The sequence below is a fragment of the Pseudomonas sp. MWU13-2517 genome, from assembly GCF_023242545.1.
Taxonomy (GTDB): domain Bacteria; phylum Pseudomonadota; class Gammaproteobacteria; order Pseudomonadales; family Pseudomonadaceae; genus Aquipseudomonas.
The window spans coordinates 384,714-405,427 of sequence record NZ_JALMFA010000001.1; the positions used below are offsets into that span (position 1 = coordinate 384,714).

Here is a 20,714-nt window from a genome sequence, read left to right on the forward strand (position 1 = left end):
AGTCATATCCCTTTAATTTGCAGGACGTTTCCTAGACAATCCCACGGCCTTGCGCCTGCTCACTCCACTGGCTAGCCTTCGCTCCGTCGCTGCATATCAGCGATCGGGTGTGGAAACCTGGAAACTAGTAGGCGTCATGATCGTATGAACACGCTCAATGGCGGCTGTACGCGGGCAGGCTTCGGTCTGGCCGAGTCCTACTACTCGGATTTCCACCCCGCGTATGGCTGCCACCCAATCTGTCGTGTGGAAACGACAACAGAATGGCTCCCCCACTTATTAGTAGGAGCTACACCCATGAGCAAAATCGTCCCCGACCCACCCCGCTTCCACCCCAACCGCAAAACCTTTGAACGTGCGCTTAGCCACTATCTCCAACCTGCTTTGCCGCCAGCCTTCACCGTCCATCACGACCTCAGCTTCGAAGACGCCCTCGTCCAGATCTGCGACCTGTTGCGCTGCGCCGCCGCCACTGCAGCCGCTACCCGCCAGGCACTGAGCAGCGATCAGCCTCACATGGCGGGCGCCACCGAGCACCTGATCGATAACGCCAAAACCCTGGCCGACAGAGCGCTGGAGTGCCTGCACGCCGCGTAATCCTGTGGGGGAGGCTTGCTCCCGATGACGGTGTATCAGTCACAAACACGCTGATCGGGAGCAAACCCTAATATCAGTCAGTTAAGTGATAGAGCAGGCAACGGGTAACCTGTGGCGAGGGAGCTTGCTCCCGATGGCGGTGTCTCAGTCACAAACACACTGATCGGGAGCAAACCCTAATGTCAGTCAGTTAAGCGATAGAGCAGGTAACGGGTAACCTGTGGCGAGGGAGCTTGCTCCCGTTGGACTGCGTAGCAGGCCCAGTCTTTTCAAACCAGAAGCTGGGGCCGCTTCGCTGCCCGACGGGAGCAAGCTCCCTCGCCACAGTGACAGCGTTGCGCCTTACTGACTGTGCATTTGAGCCAGCCCCCTCCCACAGCTTTACAGGTAAACTCCCCCTCCTTTTCATCTTTTCATCTCTTCATCTTTTCAACGGAGTTCGCCTTGCGTCTGTTTCATACCTCCGACTGGCACCTGGGCCAGAACCTCCACGGCCAGGAACGCGACTTCGAACACGCCTGTTTCCTCGAATGGCTGCTGGGCCAACTGAAAGCCCATGAGCCGGATGCATTGCTGATCGCCGGCGATATCTTCGACACGGTCAACCCGCCGCTCAAAGCCCAGGAGCGCTTGTATGACTTCATCATCAGTGCCCACGAGCAAAACCCCAGGCTCACCATAGTGATGATTGCCGGCAACCACGATTCCGGTTCGCGCATCGAATTACCTGCACCGTTGATGCGCCGCTTGCGCACCCATGCGTTGGGCCGGGTGCTGTGGCTGGACGATGGGCAACTCGACGCCGAACGCCTGCTGATTCCCCTGCCGGATGCCAAGGGCAAGATCGCCGCGTGGTGCCTGGCGCTGCCGTTTTTGCGTCCCGCGGAAGTCACCGGTGCCCACCTGGGTGATGATTACCTGCGCGGCATCGGCCAAGTGCATGACTGGCTGATCGCTGCGGCCAAGGCCAAACGCAAAAAGGGCCAGGCGCTGATCGCCATCAGCCACGCGCATATGGCCGGCGGGTCGGTGTCGGAAGACTCCGAGCGCAGCCTGATCATCGGCAATGCCGAGGCGCTGCCTGCCAGCCTGTTCGATACCAGTGTGGGTTATGTTGCCCTCGGTCATCTGCACAAGCCACAGCAGGTGAATGGCGAGGAGCGCATTCGTTATTGCGGCTCGCCGATTCCGCTGTCGTTTTCCGAAATCGGCTACAAACATCAGATTCTCGACGTGACGTTCCAGGGTGAAAGACTGGTGAACGTCGAACCGCGCCTGATCCCCCGCGCGGTCGATCTGCACCGCCTGGAGGCCGCGCCGCTGGCCGATATCCTCAAGCAACTGAGCGACTTGCCCGACATTGACCTGCTCGCCGAAACCCAGCGCCAACCCTGGCTGGAAGTACGTGTGCGCCTCGACGAGCCACAGCCGGACCTGCGCCAGCAAATCGAAACCGCCCTGCAGGGCAAAGCCGTGCGCCTGGTACGCATCGCCGCCGAATACGCAGGCCTGGGCAATCGCGAAGACAGCGATACGGATCGCCTGGTCGAACTCGACCAGCTCACGCCCCAGGAACTGTTCAGCCGCGCCTGGCAGGACAGTTACGGCAGCGAAGTGGATGAACAGACCTTGAAGGATTTCGCCGTGCTGCTCCAGGAAGTGCAACAGGAGGATGAACAGCCATGAAGATCCTCGCCATCCGCCTGAAAAACCTCGCTTCCCTGGCCGGCCCGTTTGAAATCGACTTCACCGCCGAGCCCCTGGCCAGTGCCGGGCTATTCGCGATCACCGGGCCGACCGGTGCAGGTAAAAGCACGCTGCTCGATGCGTTGTGCCTGGCGCTGTTTGGCGCTGTGCCGCGGCTGGGTGACACCGGCCAGGCCAAGATGCCGGACGCCGACAGCGACATCTCCATCGGTGACCCGCGCACCCTGCTGCGTCGCGGCACTGGGGGTGGTTATGCCGAGGTGGATTTTGTCGGCGTCAGCGGCCGTCGCTACCGTGCGCGCTGGGAAGCCAATCGCGCCCGCGACAAGGCCAACGGTAAATTGCAGAACAGTCGGCAGAGCCTGATCGACCTGGACAGCGACCAACTGCTGGCCAGCCAGAAAACCGAATACAAAACCCAGTTGGAACAAGCCCTCGGTCTGAACTTTGAACAGTTCACCCGCGCGGTGTTGCTGGCGCAAAGCGAATTCAGTGCGTTCCTCAAGGCCAACGATAACGAGCGCAGCGAGCTGTTGGAAAAGCTCACCGACACCGCGCTCTATACCCAACTGGGCCGCCGCGCGTTCGACAAGGCCAAGGACGCCAGGGAAGCCCACAAGCAGTTGCAGGATCAAGCCACCGGCGTGGTGCCGCTGGCCCCCGAAGCGCGGGCGGAACTCGATGAACAACTGGCCGAGGCCCAGCAGCAATTCAAGACCCGGCAGGCTCAGCTCAAGCAGTTGGAGTTGCAGCACACTTGGCTCAAGGAACTGCGCGAATGGCAGGAGCGCCGGCAGGCCGCTGTCGAACAGTTGCAGCACGCCGAGCAGCAATGGCATGCGCAGGGCCAGCAACGCCAGGATTTGAGCCGCCTGGATCAGTTGGCAGCGCAGCGCCATCATTTTGCCCGACAGGCCGAACTCGGCACCTTGCTGGCGCCCCTCGCCGCGCAGATTCTGCAGCACATCGAGCAGCAAAGCGCGTTGCGTGACCGTCAGGAGCAGGCACACACACAGCAGGCCGCCGCTCAGTCGGCATCGGCCGACGCCCTGAAACACCAGGCCGACGCTGTACCGTTGTTGCGCCAGGCCTTCGAAGAGCAGAGCACCCTCGCCCGCCTGAACACAGACCTGGCCAAGCGCACCGAAGACCGGCACTTGCAGGAAACCGCCTGCACCGAGGGCCAGGCCACACTCAATGACTTGTTGGAGAAACAAGCCCAAGTGGGCGCGCGCCTGCAACATCTGGCCACCGAGCTAGAGAGCAGCACAGCCCTCGCACCGCTGAGTGATGCCTGGGGCGCTTACCGCGACCGCCTGCAGCAACTGGTGCTGATCGGCAACCGCCTGAACAAGGGCCAGGCCGAGCTGCCGCAATTGGAGCAGCGCGCCACCGCCGCCGACGAGCAGTTCACCCGGCAGCGCGAGGCGTTGGCGTTGCTGTACCAGGAGGCCGGTGCCGAACCCCACGCCGTGGCCGAACAGATCCAGTTGCTCGCCAGCCTGCTGCAGGACAATCGCAAGCAGCAGCGCGCCTTCGAAGACCTCACGCGCCTGTGGGACAACCAACAACAGTTGCAGCAACAGAGCGATGCGCTGACGCAGAAGCTTGCCCAGGCCCAACAGCAGCGAGAAAAGCTGAACCAGGCCGGCCTGCAAGCCAAGGCTGAACTGGCGGTGGCCGAGCAAACCCTGACGGTGACCAAGCAATTGCTGGAACGCCAGCGCCTGGCCCGCAGTGCCAGCGTCGAAGAGTTGCGTGAGCAGTTACAGGACGATCAGCCGTGCCCGGTGTGCGGCAGTCATGAGCATCCGTACCACCAGCCCGAGGCGCTGCTGCAAAGTCTGGGCCGCCATGACGAAAATGAAGAGGCCACGGCGCAGAAAGCGGTCGACAGCCTCAAGGAAACCCTGACCGAGCTACGCGGCGAAGTGGGCGGCTTGATTGCCCAGCAAAAGGCATTCCTGGAACAGCAGGAACAGTTGGCGGCGCAACAACTCGCGCTGAAATCCAGCCTGGAAGCACATCCATTGTCCGCGTCGCTGTTCAATCAGGACGCCGCCCAGCGCAGCACCTGGCTGGCGCAGCAACTCAACCAGCTGACGCAAAACATCAGCCAGGATGAACAACGCCAGGGCGCCCTGCTCAACCTGCAACAGAATGCCGGGCGCCTGCAGCAACAGCTGCAGGCCGCGCAGGACGCCAGCCAGCAAGCCCGCCAGTTGCTGGCGGACCAGCAACGCGAGCTGTCCAATGACCGCGACCGCCTTGAAGAAGAACTCAGTGCCTTCGCCAACCTGCTGCCCGCCGCCACCCTGGAGGACCTGCGCCGCGAGCCGGCCGCGACCTTTATGCAGTTGGACCAGCAGGTCAGCCAGCGCCTCGAGCAACTGGGCCATCAGCGTGACGAACACGCCGAGCAGCAGGAACGCCGGCAAGCCATCGAGAAAGAACAGACCTATCAGCAGCATCGCGAGCAACAACTGCAGATGCTGCATCAGCAGGTCACGGAGCTGGCCGCTCAGCAGCAAGCGGCCCAGGAAAAACTCAGCGCGTTGTTGGGCGAGCACCCAAGCGCCGAACAATGGCAACAACAATTGGATCAGGCGGTGGCGCAATCACGCCAACACGAGACCGATGCCAACCAGCAGTTGCAAGACATCCGCAACGCGCTGGTCCAGCTGGACGCCGACCTCAAGGCCCAGCAGGAACGCGAACAGGCACTGACCGCCGAGCAACACACCCTCGGCATACGCCTGGACGAATGGCGCGCCCGGCATCCCGAACTGGATGATGACGGCCTGGCCCGCCTGCTCGCATTTGACGACCACGCAATCAGCGCGCTGCGCCAGCAATTGCAAGACAGCGAAAAAGCCGTCGAGCAGGCCAAGGTGCTGTTGCAGGAGCGCGAACAACGCCTCGCCGAACACCAGGCCCAGCACAACGGTAACCTGGAAGCCGAGCAACTGGACAACGCCCTGGCGACCCTCAATCAGCAACTGGCCGAGGATGAGAAACACTGCGACGCGCTGCGCGCACGGCAAGTCGAAGACCAGCGACGTCAGGATGCCAACCAGGCGCTGGCCGAACACATTACCAAGGCCTACGACGAATGGCAGCGCTGGGCACGTCTGAATGCGCTGATCGGCTCGGCCACCGGTGACACTTTCCGCAAGATCGCCCAGGCCTACAACCTCGACCTGCTGGTGCACCACGCCAACGTGCAGTTGCGCCAGCTGGTGCGCCGTTACCGCCTCAAACGCGGCGGCAGCATGCTGGGGCTGTTGGTGATGGATACGGAAATGGGCGATGAACTGCGCTCGGTGCACTCGTTGTCCGGTGGCGAGACATTCCTGGTGTCGTTGGCGCTGGCTTTGGGCCTGGCCTCGATGGCATCCAGCACCTTGAAGATTGAGTCGCTGTTCATCGACGAAGGCTTCGGCAGCCTCGACCCCGAGTCGCTGCAATTGGCAATGGACGCATTGGACGGTTTGCAGGCCCAGGGCCGCAAGGTGGCGGTGATCTCCCACGTACAGGAAATGCATGAGCGCATCCCGGTGCAGATCCAGGTCAAGCGCCAGGGCAACGGGTTGAGCACCCTGGAGGTCAAGTGAGCGAGGCGCTGTTGTATTCGTTCCGGCGCTGCCCGTACGCGATGCGGGCGCGTCTGGCCCTGCGTTATTGCGGTGTAGACGTGCGGATTATCGAGGTGAGCCTCAAGGCCAAACCAGCCGAGATGCTGGCGTTGTCACCCAAGGGCACGGTGCCGGTATTGAGTGTGGCTGGCCAGGTGATCGACGAGAGTCTGGAAATCATGCAATGGGCGCTGGCGCAACGCGACCCTGATGACTGGCTGCTGCAAGGCGACGGCGCGGTGCTGGCATTGATTGCCGAGAATGACCAATTGTTCAAACATCATCTGAATCGATACAAGTACGCCGACCGCTATCCGGAGCACCCGATGGAATATTATCGGGCCGAGGGAGAAGTGTTTTTGCACAAGCTGGAAGGCTTGCTGGCGGAGCATGAGTACTTGCTGGCCGAGCATTTGAGCCTGGCCGACGTGGCACTGGCGCCGTTTGTGCGCCAGTTTGCGCATGTGGACCCGGAGTGGTTTGCCGGGTCGCCGTATCAGCGACTTCAGAAATGGTTGCAACGTTTTCTGGAATCACCGCTGTTTATCGCGGTGATGGCAAAACACTGACGCATCACCTGGAGCGGGCTTCCTGTGGCGAGCAAGCTTGATTGCACAGGGTGCGAAGCGCCCCTGAAAGCCGGTGCCGGCTATGCAGTCGTGCGGGAGCAAACTGCCTCGCCACAGCAAGTTCGCGCTTATTGCTAGGTCTTGTGGTCCAGGGCAGCGTAGAAGTTGGCGCTTTGTTGCAGGTATTTCTGGGTGTAGGCACTGGTGCTGGATTTTTTACCGGTCAATTCCACACTGGCAGCAGCCGGCAGGGCTACGGTGGCGGAAACAGCGGAAGCGGCGATGATCGAGAAGAGATTGAAGTTCATGGCGGTAACCCTCGTGTTCGTTTGATTGAGTGGCCTGGGAAGGCCTTGGAATCAAACTTACGCCCGAGGGTTGAACCTTAGAAATGCTTTGAAACAGTAGCCGCTATCAATAGAATTAATAGAAAGGCTCAGGCCCCGTCGTACGGGGCCTGTGGCTTATTGACGCACCAGGAACTTGAGGTCGCTGGGGGCATCGATCGGCAATTTCTGCACGGTTTTGCCCAATAAACCGGTGTGGGGGTCGCGTTCGACCACCACGATCTCGTTGCTTTTCTGGTTGGCGATCAGCAGGAACTTGCCGCTCGGGTCCAGGCTGAACTCGCGCGGGTGATCGCCTTCCACCGAACGGCGCTGGATCTCCTTGAGGTGCGCAGTAGTCGGGTCCACGCTGAACACCAGCATCTGGTTGGCGGTACCACGGTTGCTCACGTACAGGAACTTGCCATCACTGGACGCATGCAGCGCAGCACCGGCCTTGTCGGATACCGGTTGCCCGGCGGCGAAATCCACCAGTTGGGTCTGGCTGAGCTTGCCATCGTTGTAATCGAAAACAGCCACCTGTGCGCTCATTTCCGTGGTCAACCAGGCATGCTTGCCATCGGGGCTGAACAGCAAATGACGTGGACCACTGCCCGGTGGCAGTTGCACCGATGCCGGGTTCGCCGGGGTCAGGGGCGGTTCGTGATTGGCCTTGGGGTCGTAACGGTAGGCAAACACCTGGTCCGCCCCCAGGTCCTGGACAAACACGTACTTGCCATCCGGCGACGACACCACCGAATGCACGTGGTTGGACGCCTGGCGCTCGGGGTTCACGCGGCTGGCCGGGTGCGCGCTCAATTGCACCGGTGCCGACAACTTGCCGGCGGCGTCCACCGGCAGGATCGCCAAGCTGCCGCCCGGGTCTGCCAGCACCGAATAGTTGGCGATGAACAGGTAGCGTCCATCGGCCGCCACGCTGGAGTGGGTCGGCTCATTGCCCAGGCTCTGCACCTGGTTGATCAGGGTGAGCTGATGATTCTGCGGGGCGATGCTGTAGCTGCTCACGCGACCGACCGGATCTTTCTGACCAGGACCGTTCTCATTGACCACGAACAGATACTTCTGGTCCTTGGAGATCGTCAGCCAGGACGGGTTGGCCGTCTTGGCCGCCAGTTCCGGCTTGCCGCTGAACCGGCCGGTGCGGCTGTCGAATTGCAGCCGATAGATACCTTCGCTGGTACCGGCGGTGTAGCTGCCCACCAACAGTTCATAGGTATCGGCCGGTGCGGCCTGCACCGACATCGCCCCCACACTGCCCGCCATCAGCAGTGGCCAGAATTTACGCATCATCATCCGCTTCATCCTCATCGTTGTTGTTGCCGGTAAACGCGCTCAGGCAGACCAGGCGGTGTTCGCCCGACTCACCCGTGAGCGTCCAGCTTTGCAAGGTGCCATCGAAGGTCGCGGCCTGTACCTGCTCCAGGCTGAAGCTCCAGCGTTTTTGCGCACGGCCGTCCATCGCGGTAATCAGCAGGTGGTTGTCGTCCAGCACGAAATCAAAAGCGTGCAAGCCGTCAATTTCCAGCATGTCGGCATGTTCAAGGGCGGTGGTCAGGGTTTCGGCAGTCATGGCAGTCAATCATTTACGGGAAAGCGCCAATGATAGCCCAGGGTTTCAGGGGCAGTGCCGATTTTGCTGGCAGCAAGGCTACAAATACGTCGACACAATCGCGCCCGCCCCACGCCAACCGGGGCGTTGGCAACGGTCTCGCAGGGCAGTGGAAACAGTTAATAACGCATTTATGCCGTTCACTGGCCGACAGAACAGTACTTTCGCGGCTCTGGTTTATTTTTCACCCAGCCAAGGAAGCATGCATGCCGTCGATCAACACCCGCCCTCATCATTTCTCCGTTTCACTGCCGAGGGCTCCGCTGCCCTCTGCCGATGAGCCGACAGCGGCTGTGACAGTAACACCGCCCTCCCCACCTTCAAGGCCGATGCGTTCAATCCGACCGCCATCGGGCCTGCAAGGCCGGTCGCTAAATCATGCACAGAGCACCCCGGCTGCCGACACGCCGGCAAGTGCCGTCGCCAACCAATTTGCCACGCGCCCTACGCTACGCGCGGTGGTTGCCGGGCAGTTGGACGCGCTCTTGAACCGGCACTACCCCACGTTGAACTTCGACAGTGCCAACACGTCTCTGGCCGTGCCTATCGCAACGGATTCCTTGCAATACACATTGACGCCGTTGCTGGACCTGGCGCTTGAACATATGGCCAACGGCAGCGAACTGCTGTTCCCCGAAAACGCCAAATGGGTGAAGTCCGACACAGCGGCCAGCCTGAAAGTCGTCGACGCCACCGGCAACCGCGCCGCGCCGCTGGACAGCTATTCCCTGGAACTGGCGATCCGCAGCCTGCGCCCCAACCTGAAGGCCGCCTACGCCGATGCCTTGAGCCATTACTGGGGGCAAGAGGCCTTCACGGGCACCAGCCGCTGGCGCTGGCTCAGTGACACGCTCAACGACACGCTGCGCATCGCGGGCCTCCAGCAACCCGGCCTCAGCGCGATCCAGCGTGAAACCCTGGATCAGGTCACCCGCTATCCCGACGCCAACGAACGCAGCCGCCGCTACGGTGAGTCGGCCGCACGCGTGTTCATCGTGGACACGACCCTCCGGCAGTCCGGGGTAACGGCCACCCAGGCGAGCCCGGACCTGCTGATCACCCGCGAGGTCGGCGGCCAGACGCTGGTGCTGCATACCACCGCAGCAGGCAAGGTCACGCCGTACGCCTCCCTGGCGGATTTCGCACAGGCGTGGGGACGCCAGCTCAACCAATCCTTCAAGTTCGACCACCTCACCTGGAAGCGCAGGGAACCCGACGGGAATATTTTCGACACCCAGGCAGCCGTGATGCTCGACCGGCAATTGCAAAACCTGGACGCGATACAACTGCCGGCCAACAGCCATGCACCCGACCTGGAGCAGCTGTTTTCCCAGGCCAGCGATACGGCCTACTGGTTCAGTACCACAGCGTCATCCCAGCGCGGCAACCTGCCGGCGTGGCTCACCCGGGCCAGCGACGCCGAACGCTTCGCCTACCAACGCCAGGCCCTGGCGCTGGCCGGCAGCGTGCAACGTAACCAGGGTCGCACCTTCCTCACGGGTATCCCCGATATCCGCACTTACGCCGAACAACAGCTCAATGCCCATCTGGCAGCCAAGGGCTACGTCGCCAAGGACCTGGAAGTCACCTTCAAGGTCCCGGTCGGGAATATGGGCAGCGGTTACATCGAACCGGTGAAGATGAGCCTGGTGGACATGGCCCTGCAAAATCTTGCGGGCCTGCCCTCTGGCGCCATGGACGTCCGTGTACGCGGGCAACTGATCAAAGACCCCCAACTGCCGCAGATGCTCAAGGACCTGATCACCACCATCGATATCGGCAAACACTACCCCGCACTGCTTGATCAACATCTGCTCAGCGACACCGACGAGGCCAGGGCACGCGCGCACCTGTTCATTGAGCAAGTGCCACTGCAACTGACCATGCAGGCGCTTGAACTCAAGTTAAAGGGCGAAGCCGGCATCACCCATACGGGTTATCGTTTTGTGGAGGCCGTGACCCGGCCCGGCACCGGACCACGGGAGGTCGACGGTCAAGCGATCACCCTGCGCCCTTTGGCATTCGTGCGCAAACCCGGCGCAACACCGGACGTCGTCGCCAATATGTTCCTGATAGAACCGCAAAACCCCGCACACGGCCCCCACCTGCTCTACCGTCCGCAGTTGTCGCCGGTCTTGCAGGAGTTTGCCAGCCGCGATGCGCTGCTCGCCGCGATCCAGGCACCGGGCCCGCTGCAGCAGAGCATCCTGGCCTGGCTGCCCAGCGGCAAGGTACGGGCGGTGTATGGCAACGGCGGATTCAAGACGCCCCATATTGCGCGCTACGGCCTCTTCAATGAATTCGATGCGCCTGCCACACCCGCTCCGACGGCCCTGGCAATCGATGGGTATGGCGCGGCCGAGAAACTGCGCAAGGATTTTCGGGACGGCAAGTTGATGCAGTACCTCTTCAACTCCAATGCCCAAAGCCTCATCACGCTCGCTCAAAGCCAGTCCACCTCTGACGCGCAGAGTCGTTGGGCGTCCTACAAGGAATTGGGCTGGCTGCTGTTCAACACCCTGCTGCCGGTGTTGCGCGGCCCCGGCGCCATGGCGGGCTGGCTGCTGCAAATGGCCAGCGTCGAGGACGACATCAAGCAAGCCAGCGCCCCGGACAACCCCGACCCCGCAAAAGCGATGGTGAGCCTGCTGGTGAATGTGGCCACGTTGTTAAGCCATGCCACGCCTGTACGACCACCAGAACGCCCCGTAGGCAATATACCCTTCAACCAACGACCGGAAGTGTCATCCCCGTTGCGCCGAGCCGCCGGGGATACATCCCAGGTGCCTCAGGCACTGGTCGAGCAAGACACCGCAGCGGTTGTCAAAGGCATGCTCACAAACGATCACACCTTTGACTTTTCCTTTTCCAGCCCGCGCGACTTGACCCCTTCACAACGTGCCTACCTCCAATCTTTCAGCGTACCCAAGCCGGCCGGGGCCAGCACCGCCATCCGCAGTGGCGCCTGGGCGGGCCTTTACCTCGTCGATGACAAACTTCACGCGTTCATCGAAAACCAGTGGTTTCGCGTAGCCAGGGATCTGGACGGGCCGTTTGTGATCAACGAGCAGAACAAAACCCTCACAGGCCCGCCATTGACTCGCGACGCCAAGGGGCAATGGCGGTTCGATACGCGCCCCAAACTCCGTGGCGGCATGCCCAGGGTTGGCGAACGGGTGAAAGCCACCCTGGATCGCAATATCGAACTCAGCGATGCGATGCTCAGACAGTACGCCGAACAAGTCGCGCTCATGCAACCGCTGGTGGGAACCATCGAAACCAGTGACAAACGCTTGAACGAAACCGATGAGTCCCTGCGCAAGTCGAACAAAGCCCTGAGGACCCTGTGGGGGTTGGTAAACAGTGGTGATCGCGGGGCCAGCTTCGTGGAGCAGTACCAACGCGAGTTGAGGCAGAACAGAGACCTGGCGACCTTGATGCGCATGCGCTTTGAGGACGATCAGAAAAACGCCAACACGATGCTCGCCCACAGGCGCCGTGCGATTCAGGCATTGAGCAGCGATAACCCGGCGATGAATTTCAATCTTTTCAGGGAAAAGCGTGGGGACCAGTACAAAGCGATCGCAGCGACCCTGCTTTCACGTGCAATCGATCACCTGTACGTCAACGACCAGTTCACCCACTCAAAGGCCGGTGAGCCGCTCGCAAAGCTGATTGAACGCACCCACCGTAACGAGCCGGACGCCTATAACGATCTGATCGAAAACATGGCTGACCACGTCGAACGCCTCGGGCGCCAGATTCAGGCTGTCGACGCGTATAACCAACTGCTGAACGAATGGAAGAACGACAGCCCGGCCAATAAAAAACGCGCCGAGGCGTTCATCAAGGAATTCCCGCAGCCGTCGGCCAATCAGGTGTTCACCGCCACCATGGAACGCCTCAGCGCCCTTCGGGAGTTGAGCCTGGACCGCACCACCGAACCACGCTCCCCCGAGGAAGCGTTTTTCCGCGAACGCTTCAACCAGACCGACCTGAACGCCGCCGCGAACTCCCACATCGAGCTGCAGCAACACGAGGGCTACACCGGCGAGGAGCGTATTGCGGTGTTGAGCAACCTGATCGAGAAATATCAGGCCGAATTCAACAATGCGCATGCCTTGCAAGAGACCGGCCCCGACAGCGTTCGCGCGTTCTACGGCAAGCGCTATCTTGAGTGCCTGCAGGAAGTGATCGCCCAGGCGCAGGTCGAGCTGGCGGACCTGATGCGCGAAGAACAGCATTTGCCGCCAGTGGCCCCCCGCCGTGACGACAGGGCGCGCAAATCGCTCAACAAGAAGGTCTTCAAGACCCGCGACAAACAGACCCTGGTGGGCACGCTACGTGAGGCACAACCCGGCCAGGATATCCCGATTATCGATGTGCTCGACTCCCGTACTGGCCAACCCCTGACCAGTTACAGCTGGCACTCGACTGAGGGCGACTGGGTCCAGATCGTCAATGCAAGGCCGGTCAGCCCCGCCCCCGTGCCGTCCCCCAAGCCCCTGTCGGCGTCCATCGGCACGGCCCGCAAGCTGATGGCAGAGCAGGCAGGCATCGAGCGCTCCATTCAGTTCCAGAAAAAGAAGCTCGATGATCCGGCTCGCCGCGATACCGTCAACCCTCGCGATTGGAGCGACATGCTCGAAGCCCAGGCCGACCAACTTGAGCAAGTCGCACAGGACGCTCAGGCCAACCATGGAGCAGCCAGTGAAACCAAGGCACTGGTCGAAACATGGAAAAGTGCCGCCAAGGCCATGCGCGAGCGCGCGATCACGCACCGTTGTGACGGCTACCTGCGCCAGCTACCCCGAGCGGAAAACATCGACTACTTATGGACCCATGGGCGTGTCGACATCAGCCTCGTCAAGCGCGGCAAAAAGCTCAAGGGCGCAGACTTCCTCACGGAGTACGCTATCCGTGAGAAGAACAGTGTCAATGTGCTCTGGTATGCACACTTCCACTACCCCAACACGACCACCGCGCAAAATGCCTACAGTGCCGCGCACCTGAAACTGCCCGAGCAGCGCTACATGACCCAAAAGGATCTGGTGGAGAATGCCGGGCGCAACAACCAACCTTTCAATAGCATCGTGCGGGCCAAAATCGAACCACCGCTGGACCAGAAGCTGTTTCTCACGCTCTGAGTTGCCTGCACACATGGCAGCCCTGCTCACCGCCTGCTGGGCTTTTGATCTGCTTTTGATCTGCTTTTGATCTTGATCTCAAGCGCCCCATTAAACCACGCTGGCCGAACGCAGGCTTGAATCCGTGGGTAACCCGGCAGGACGCCGGGTTAGCCGCCCCGCGCCATGGATGGCGCGTGGCGGCGGCCCACGGATTCAAGCCTGTGTGCGGGAACACCGAGCCTGAGCGAGGTGCCGAGTGGTGGGGCAAAGGCCTTTTGCTTACTTTTGGGCCTTTCCAAAAGTGAGCCGCTGTAAGAGCGGAACCTTAAGCCGCCGTTACCACTTCAATGGATATGTACTCGGTCTACTCCAACATTCCGGTCGGCTCATAGGCCGCCACGGGAGCAAGCTCCCTCGCCACAGGCGTAAACAATCCTGATTGGTTGGCAGGCAAACCCCCACCCGCCCATACCTCAGTGGGCAAATAACGAATTGCCCTTCTGGCCCGCCAGTTTCTCGGGCTTGATCAGGAACCGCGCCAGCGCCGGCAGCAGCCACAGCGCACCAAACATGTTCCACAGCAGCATGAAGGTGAGCATCAGGCCCATGTCGGCCTGGAACTTGATGGCCGAGAAAATCCAGGTGCATACGCCGATTGCCAGGCACAGGCCGGTGAACAGGACGGCTTTGCCGGTAGATTTAAGGGTCTGGTAGTACGCTTCCTGCAGCGGCAAGCCAGCACGCAGGAAGCTTTCCAGGCGGCTGTAGATGTAGATGCCGTAGTCGACACCGATCCCCACGCCCAACGCCACCACGGGCAAGGTCGCGACCTTGACGCCAATGCCCATGAACGCCATCAGCGCGTTGCCCAGCACCGAGGTCAGCACCAGCGGCAGCACGATGCACAAGGTCGCTGCCCAGGAGCGGAAGGTGATCATGCACATGGTGGCCACGCACAGGTACACCAGGATCAGGATGGTCAGTTCCGACTGCTTGATCACCTCGTTGGTGGCCGCCTCGATCCCGGCGTTACCGGCGGCGAGGATGAACTCCAGACCCTCCTTGTTGTTTTCCTTGGCGAAGTCCTGCACCGCATGTACCGCGCGGTCGAGGGTTTCGGCCTTGTGGTCGTTGAGGAACACCAGCACCGGCGCCAGGGAGCAATTGTTGTTGTACAGGCCATCAGCCCGGGCGATGGAATTGTTCAACACGTCGGGATTACGCGACAGGGTTTCCCATTTCAGGTTGCCCTCGTTCATGCCCTTGATCATCTGCTTGGATACCGTCACCAGCGAGATCGCCGACTGCACACCCTCGGTGTTCTGCATCTTCCACATCAACTGGTCGATGGGCGCCATGGCTTCATAACGCGAGCAACCCTCTGCCTTGGTCTTGACCATCACCACCAACACATCGGAGCTGGTGGAGTAGTTGCTGATGATGAAGTTGTTGTCCTTGTTGTAGCGCGAATCCGGGCGCAGTTCCGGCGCGCCTTGGTCGAGGTCGCCGATCTTGAGGTTCTGGCTGTACCAGAGCCCGCCACCGAAGGCGATCAATGCAAGCAGAATCGATACCGGCGCCACTTTGGCGCTGGCGAATCTGGACAGCAGGCGCCAGAACGGATGCTCGCGGTGCGCATCTTTCTTGCTCTTGGCGATCGCCCGCTGGCTGATGCCGACGTAGGAGATCGCCACCGGCAGCAGGATCAGGTTGGTAAACACGATCACCGCCACACCGATCGAAGCGCCGATCGCCAACTCGCGGATGACGCCGATGTCGATGATCAGCAGCGTGATGAAACCCACCGCATCAGCGAGAATTGCGATCATCCCCGGCAGGAACAGTTGGCGGAACGTGCGGCGTGCTGCCGTCAGCGCGTTATCGGCCTCACTGGATTGCAGCGCGATACCGTTGATTTTTTGCACACCGTGGGAAATACCAATGGCGAAAATCAGGAACGGCACGAGCATCGAGTACGGATCGAGACCAAAGCCGAAAAAGTGCATCAGCCCCAGTTGCCAGACCACCGCCACCAGTGTCGTGCTCAACACCGCGATGGTGCTGCGCAGGCAATGGGTGAACCACAGCAGCAGAATCAGTGTGATGACGAACGCGATCCCGAAGAACATCACGACCATCACCAGCCCGTCGATCAGGTCGCCGACCTTCTTGGCAAAACCGACAATGTGGATCTTGACGTTGGGGTTCTGCGCTTCGAACTTGTCGCGGATCTTGTCTTCGAGTTCATGGGAGAACTTGCGGTAGTCCAGGGCCAGTAACTTGCCCTGGTCCTGTGGATCCGGGTAGGACTCCAGCAGCGGAATATCGACGATGCTCGACTTGAAATCATTCGCCACCAGGCGTCCGACCTGGCCGGACTTGAGCACGTTGTTGCGCAACTGGTCGAGGCTCTCCGGCGAGCCGTTATAGCTCTGCGGGATCACCTCACCACCGGCGAAGCCTTCTTCGGTCACTTCGGTCCAGCGGACGCTGGGGCTCCATAACGACTTGAGGCCCGAACGGTCGACACCGGAGATATAGAACACCTCGTCGTTGATCTGGCGCAGGGTCTCCATGTAGGCCTGGGTGAAGATGTCACCGTCCTTGGCCTCCACCGAGATGCGCACCGTGTTGCCCAGGTTGGCCAGGTCATTGCGGTGCTCCATCATTTTTTCGATGAAGGGGTGCTTGAGGGGAATCATCTTTTCAAAACTGGTGGAGGGGCGAATCAAGGTCGCCTGCCAGAACAGGAAAATACTCACCAGCAGGCAGATGACAATCACTGCCGGGCGGTTGTTGAAGATCAGGCGCTCAAGGAGGGTCGCTTTATCGTTGTGATGACTGCTCATTCTTTACCCGCCCTTATTATTGTTTTACGAGTTCTGCGCCAGTCGGCGTGGCAACACGAACGCCACCCTGCCCGGCTAGAATCAGGTTGCCATTGCCCGCCGCCGTGACGGACGACAGCGAAATGCGGTCCGGACGATTGAACACACTGAACGTCACGCCGTCGTCATGGCTGACCACCACGCTGCCGCCGTTGCCGACGACGACAAGGGTGCCGTCCTCGAGCAACGTGGCGCCCGACAGGCCAAACTCCAACGCCCCACGCGTTGCGTTCAACTCCACCTGCTCCCAGGTGCTGCCGAAGTCGGTGGAACGGTAAAGGTTGCCACGCAGGCCGTAGGCCAGCAGAGTCTGCGGCTGGGCGGTACCGATCACGCCAAACAGCGAGCCCTCATAGGGGCCTTCGAGTTTTTCCCAGGTCTGGCCGTCGTCGCTGGAGCGGAACATGCTGCCCTGCTCGCCAACAATGAACAGCCCGGCGTCCTTGATCCGGGCGATGGCGTTGAGGTGATATTGGTCTTCGTTGTCGAGGCGGTCGCTGACGTCCTCCCAGGTCTTGCCGCCGTCGGTGGTTTCGATCAACGCCCCGTAGGCGCCGACGGCCAGGCCGTGGTTGGCATCCTTGAACCAGACATCGAGCAGCGGCGCTTCGCGCTTGAGGTCCTGGTATTGCTGGGTCCAGGTGGCGCCGCCATCGGTACTGGCAAGAATCTGCGCATCATGGCCCACCGCCCAGCCATGTTTGTCATCGACGAAAAACACCGCCGTGAGCAACTGCCGGGTGGGAACTCTGGCTTGAGTCCAGGTGCTGCCCTGGTCATCGGAATAGAGGATGTGCCCACGGTCACCGACCGCCACCAGGCGCGAACCGGCATGGACCACATCGATCATCAGGCCCTTGGCGGCCTTGGGGGATTCAATCGCGAACGCCGGCGGTGCGGCGGCGTCACTGGCTGCCAGCACCGGTACCGACAACGCAACACCGGCCAGCAACGAGAGCGCTGTGGCCAGCATCGCAACCTTGCGTGCGGCGCGTGGGCGGCAAACAACCCAACCCCTGACAGGCTCACTCATAGACCTTCTCCCATTTATTATTGTTAGGGGCTTTCCCAGGCGCTGAAACCTGCAATCTAGAGCGCCTGGAGGAAGCAGGGGCCATCCTATCGGGCTTTCGAATCGTCTGACAATCGGCGCTACGTTATCTTTTGTTAACTGGCAGCATTTGGCCGTGCGCTGAATATAGCCCCATCATTTCCGTTGATTGGTCCTACACCCTGCACAGGAATAGTCCGAGAATGAATTTTTATTCCACATATTGAGTTTTAGGAATTTTTATTCCATTAATACCGTTCCCGAAAACAATAATTCAAAGGACCACGGCTATGCGTGAACTCGGAATCGGCTTGATTGGCACAGGTTTCATGGGCCGCGCCCATGCATTGGCATTCAATAATGCCCGGGCGGTCTTCGAATTGCCCGTCACCCTCAAGCTGGCCGCCCTGGCCGACGCCGACACCGAACGCGCCCAGGCCTGCGCCACCGCCTGGGGGTTTGCCCAGGCCCATGGTGACTGGCAAGCGTTGATCAACGATCCCAAGGTCGACGTGGTGGCCATCACCACCCCCAACCATCTGCACTACCCCATGGCCATGGCGGCAATTGCCGCGGGCAAAGCGGTGTATTGCGAAAAACCCCTGGCGGTCAGCCTGGAACAAGCCGACGCCATGCGCCTCGCCGCCAACACCGCCGGAGTGGTGACACGGGTCGGCTACAACTACCAGCACAACCCAATGATCGTTCTGGCGCGGCAGATGATCGCCAGGGGCGAGCTCGGCGACATCATCAGCTTCCAGGGCGAGTTCAGTGAAGACTTCATGGCTGACCCCGCATCCCCCTGGTCATGGCGCTGCGAAGTCGCCCATGCCGGCGGCGCGCTGGCGGACCTGGGCAGCCATCTGCTGTCAATGGCGCATTACCTGGTGGGCGATGTGGTCAGCGTGTGTGCCGATACCCATACCGTGCACGCCCGGCGCCCTGTCGCCTCCGGCAGCGGCGAGCAGAGGGGCATTGCGGTGGATGACCAGGTGCATGCACTGCTGCGGTTTGCCAATGGCGCGCGCGGCACAGTCAGCAGCAGTTGGCTCAAACATGGCTACAAGAACCACCTGAGTGTCGAGATCAGCGGCACGCTCGGTACCCTGGCATTCGACCAGGAGCGCTTGAACGAGCTGCGCCTGTTCCGCGTCGGCCAGGACGGTTTCCAACGCTTGCTGGCCGGCCCTGCCCTGCCCGGCTACGCGGCGTTCAGCCCGGCGCCTGGTCACCAGTTGGGCTACAACGAGTTGAAGACACTGGAAGTGCAAGAGTTGATCATGGCCGTGGCCGGCCAAGGCGCAGATGGCACTGACTTTGAAGCGGCATGGGCGGTGGAGCGGCTGGCGACGGCAATCCGTATCGCGGCGAAAGAAGAACGCTGGGTCAGCGTGAACGCGGTCTGAAAGGTAGAGGGAGCAGGCTCCCTCGCACTTTCAGCTCACCGCCGGTCTCGAGTCAGCGCAAGGCCCGGCGCAGCACTTTACCCACCGTGGTCTTGGGCAACTCGATGCTGCGGAACTCCACGTACCTTGGCACCTTGTACCCCGTCAGGTATTCGCGGCAATGGGCAAGGATCTGTTCCTGGGTCAGGTTCGGGTCTTTGCGCACCACGATGATCTTCACCTTTTCCCCTGTCACCGGGTCTTCCACGCCGATGGCCGCTACCTCGGCTACGCCCGGGTGCAGCGCCACCACGTCTTCGATTTCATTGGGATATACGTTGAAGCCCGATACCAGAATCATGTCTTTCTTGCGGTCGACCAAGCGGATATAGCCACGCGCATCCATCACACCGATATCGCCGGTGGACAGCCAGCCTTCGTCATCCAGCACCTCGGCGGTCTCCTTGGGCCGCTTCCAGTAACCCTGCATCACCTGCGGGCCACGCACTTGCAGTTCGCCTTGTTCGCCGATCTCGGCGAGCTCGCCGTCCTCGCGAATAAAGCGCACCCAGGTCGATGGCAGCGGCACGCCGATGCTGCCGGTGAACTCCATTTCGCGCATGTGCGCAATGTCGATGGGGCTGATGCTGACCACCGGCGAACATTCGGTGAGGCCGTAGCCTTCAATGATCGGCAACCCGGTGACTTCCTTCCAGCGCTTGGCCACGGCCGTGTGAGTGGCCATGCCGCCGGCGATCACCATGCGCAACGCGGAGAAATCCCGTGCGCAGAACTCCTTGTTCTCCAGCAAGCCATTGAACAGCGTGTTGACCCCGGCAATCCCGTTGAAACGCTCTTTGCGCAGAATCATCTGCACCCGCTTCACATCCCGCGGGTTGGCGATCAGGATGTTGCGCCCGCCCAGGCACATGAACATCAAGCAGTTCACCGTCAGGGAAAAGATGTGGTACAGCGGCAGCAAAGTGACGTTGGTTTCCTGCCGACTCTGGTCCAACTGGTCACCGACCCAGGCCTTGGCTTGCAACAGGTTGGCGATGATATTGCGATGGCTGAGCATCACGCCCTTGGCGTCGCCGGTCGTGCCGCCGGTGTACTGCAGGAAGGCCAGGTCGTCGAGGGCCATCGCCACCGGAAAATGCTGCTGTGCCCGCCCCTGCCGCAGCACCTGATTGAAACGCAGCGCCCCCGGCAGCTTGAAGGCCGGCACCTGCTTCTGCACGCTGCGCAGGATGAAGTTCATCGCCGCGCCCTTAAAAGTACCGAGCAAGTCGCCGATGGCCGCCACCACCACGCGTTTGACGCGACTGCCGTCGATGACCTTTTCCAGGGTGTGGGCGAAATTTTCGAAGATCACTACGGTTTCGGCCTCGCTGTCCTTGAGCAGATGCTTGAGCTCATGGGAGGTGTACAACGGGTTGACGTTGACCACCACCGCACCGGCCAGGATCGTGCCCAACAGACAGATCGGATATTGCAGGCAGTTGGGCATCATCAACGCCACGCGGTCGCCCTTCTTCACGCCCTGGCCCTGCAGCCACGCGGCAAACGCGATGCCTTGCACCTGCCAGTCGGCGTAGGTCATCTCGGTGCCGATGCTGACGTAGGCGACCCGTTCGCGGAATTTTTCCAGGTGCTCCAGGAACACCTCGCGCAGCGACGGGTAGTCCTCAATACCCGCGTCGATGTCTGCCGGCACGCCGGGCAGGTAAGCGTTCAACCAGACCCGTTCGGTTTGTTCCAGGCTTACAGCGTTCATGGCAGTCTCCTTGTTGTTGT

General features: G+C 61.0%; 12 protein-coding genes. 6 read left to right on the forward strand and 6 right to left on the reverse strand.

Annotation, left to right across the window (positions count from 1 at the left end; all coding sequences use genetic code 11):
* Positions 1–297: 297 nt before the first annotated feature.
* The 4 genes from M5B97_RS01765 (at position 298) to M5B97_RS01780 (ending at position 6,508) form a co-directional block, all read left to right on the forward strand.
* Positions 298–597 carry a hypothetical protein gene (locus tag M5B97_RS01765; RefSeq protein WP_248730548.1) on the forward strand — a complete coding sequence of 100 codons (300 nt, stop codon included), beginning with the start codon at positions 298–300 and terminating at the stop codon, positions 595–597.
* A 444-nt stretch (positions 598–1,041) separates the two neighbouring features.
* Positions 1,042–2,283, forward strand: a complete 1,242-nt coding sequence (locus tag M5B97_RS01770; protein WP_248730549.1) for an exonuclease SbcCD subunit D C-terminal domain-containing protein — start codon at positions 1,042–1,044, stop codon at positions 2,281–2,283.
* Positions 2,280–5,918 (forward strand): AAA family ATPase, encoded by a 3,639-nt coding sequence (locus M5B97_RS01775; protein WP_248730550.1) that lies wholly within the window; start codon positions 2,280–2,282, stop codon positions 5,916–5,918. Before M5B97_RS01770 ends, M5B97_RS01775 begins: the two co-directional genes overlap by 4 nt.
* Positions 5,915–6,508, forward strand: coding sequence for a glutathione S-transferase (locus M5B97_RS01780; protein ID WP_248730551.1), 594 nt, complete (start codon positions 5,915–5,917; stop codon positions 6,506–6,508). Before M5B97_RS01775 ends, M5B97_RS01780 begins: the two co-directional genes overlap by 4 nt.
* A gap of 134 nt (positions 6,509–6,642) precedes the next feature.
* Here the strand turns inward: M5B97_RS01780 and M5B97_RS01785 are convergent, their stop codons facing one another.
* The 3 genes from M5B97_RS01785 to M5B97_RS01795 all read right to left on the reverse strand — a co-directional run bounded on the left by M5B97_RS01785 (position 6,643) and on the right by M5B97_RS01795 (position 8,425).
* Entirely contained in the window at positions 6,643–6,816 is a 174-nt protein-coding gene (locus M5B97_RS01785) for a hypothetical protein (RefSeq protein WP_248730552.1), read from the reverse strand.
* A 156-nt stretch (positions 6,817–6,972) separates the two neighbouring features.
* Positions 6,973–8,148: a lactonase family protein gene (locus M5B97_RS01790; protein ID WP_248730553.1), complete on the reverse strand. Its 1,176-nt coding sequence runs from the start codon at positions 8,146–8,148 to the stop codon at positions 6,973–6,975.
* Positions 8,135–8,425, reverse strand: a complete 291-nt coding sequence (locus M5B97_RS01795) for a DUF5629 family protein (protein ID WP_123718608.1) — start codon at positions 8,423–8,425, stop codon at positions 8,135–8,137. The genes M5B97_RS01790 and M5B97_RS01795 overlap by 14 nt, the downstream gene beginning before the upstream one ends.
* 368 nt (positions 8,426–8,793) lie before the next feature.
* Between M5B97_RS01795 and M5B97_RS01800 the strand changes: the two genes are divergently transcribed.
* Positions 8,794–13,611 (forward strand): DUF6543 domain-containing protein, encoded by a 4,818-nt coding sequence (locus M5B97_RS01800; RefSeq protein WP_248730554.1) that lies wholly within the window; start codon positions 8,794–8,796, stop codon positions 13,609–13,611.
* A gap of 455 nt (positions 13,612–14,066) precedes the next feature.
* On the opposite strand, the gene M5B97_RS01805 is transcribed toward M5B97_RS01800, so the two are convergent.
* Both M5B97_RS01805 and M5B97_RS01810 read right to left on the reverse strand, forming a co-directional pair.
* Positions 14,067–16,442, reverse strand: coding sequence for an RND family transporter (locus tag M5B97_RS01805; RefSeq protein ID WP_248730555.1), 2,376 nt, complete (start codon positions 16,440–16,442; stop codon positions 14,067–14,069).
* Positions 16,443–16,458: 16 nt separating this feature from the next.
* Positions 16,459–17,514 carry a YCF48-related protein gene (locus tag M5B97_RS01810; protein WP_123718610.1) on the reverse strand — a complete coding sequence of 352 codons (1,056 nt, stop codon included), beginning with the start codon at positions 17,512–17,514 and terminating at the stop codon, positions 16,459–16,461.
* 308 nt (positions 17,515–17,822) lie between these two features.
* Between M5B97_RS01810 and M5B97_RS01815 the strand changes: the two genes are divergently transcribed.
* Positions 17,823–18,938: a Gfo/Idh/MocA family oxidoreductase gene (locus tag M5B97_RS01815; protein ID WP_248730556.1), complete on the forward strand. Its 1,116-nt coding sequence runs from the start codon at positions 17,823–17,825 to the stop codon at positions 18,936–18,938.
* A gap of 52 nt (positions 18,939–18,990) precedes the next feature.
* Here M5B97_RS01815 and M5B97_RS01820 read toward each other — a convergent pair whose 3' ends face one another.
* On the reverse strand, positions 18,991–20,694 hold the full coding sequence (locus M5B97_RS01820) for an AMP-binding protein (protein ID WP_134657500.1): 1,704 nt from the start codon (positions 20,692–20,694) through the stop codon (positions 18,991–18,993).
* Positions 20,695–20,714 lie beyond the last annotated feature (20 nt).

What these genes read in the sequence shown, in the direction of transcription:
- M5B97_RS01765 (WP_248730548.1), top strand. Translation starts at nt 298, where the DNA reads ATGAGCAAAATCGTCCCCGACCCACCCCGCTTCCACCCCAACCGCAAA.
- M5B97_RS01775 (WP_248730550.1), top strand. Translation starts at nt 2,280, where the DNA reads ATGAAGATCCTCGCCATCCGCCTGAAAAACCTCGCTTCCCTGGCCGGC.
- M5B97_RS01785 (WP_248730552.1), bottom strand. Translation starts at nt 6,816, where the DNA reads ATGAACTTCAATCTCTTCTCGATCATCGCCGCTTCCGCTGTTTCCGCC.
- M5B97_RS01790 (WP_248730553.1), bottom strand. Translation starts at nt 8,148, where the DNA reads ATGATGATGCGTAAATTCTGGCCACTGCTGATGGCGGGCAGTGTGGGG.
- M5B97_RS01795 (WP_123718608.1), bottom strand. Translation starts at nt 8,425, where the DNA reads ATGACTGCCGAAACCCTGACCACCGCCCTTGAACATGCCGACATGCTG.
- M5B97_RS01800 (WP_248730554.1), top strand. Translation starts at nt 8,794, where the DNA reads ATGCGTTCAATCCGACCGCCATCGGGCCTGCAAGGCCGGTCGCTAAAT.
- M5B97_RS01805 (WP_248730555.1), bottom strand. Translation starts at nt 16,442, where the DNA reads ATGAGCAGTCATCACAACGATAAAGCGACCCTCCTTGAGCGCCTGATC.
- M5B97_RS01810 (WP_123718610.1), bottom strand. Translation starts at nt 17,514, where the DNA reads ATGAGTGAGCCTGTCAGGGGTTGGGTTGTTTGCCGCCCACGCGCCGCA.
- M5B97_RS01815 (WP_248730556.1), top strand. Translation starts at nt 17,823, where the DNA reads ATGCGTGAACTCGGAATCGGCTTGATTGGCACAGGTTTCATGGGCCGC.
- M5B97_RS01820 (WP_134657500.1), bottom strand. Translation starts at nt 20,694, where the DNA reads ATGAACGCTGTAAGCCTGGAACAAACCGAACGGGTCTGGTTGAACGCT.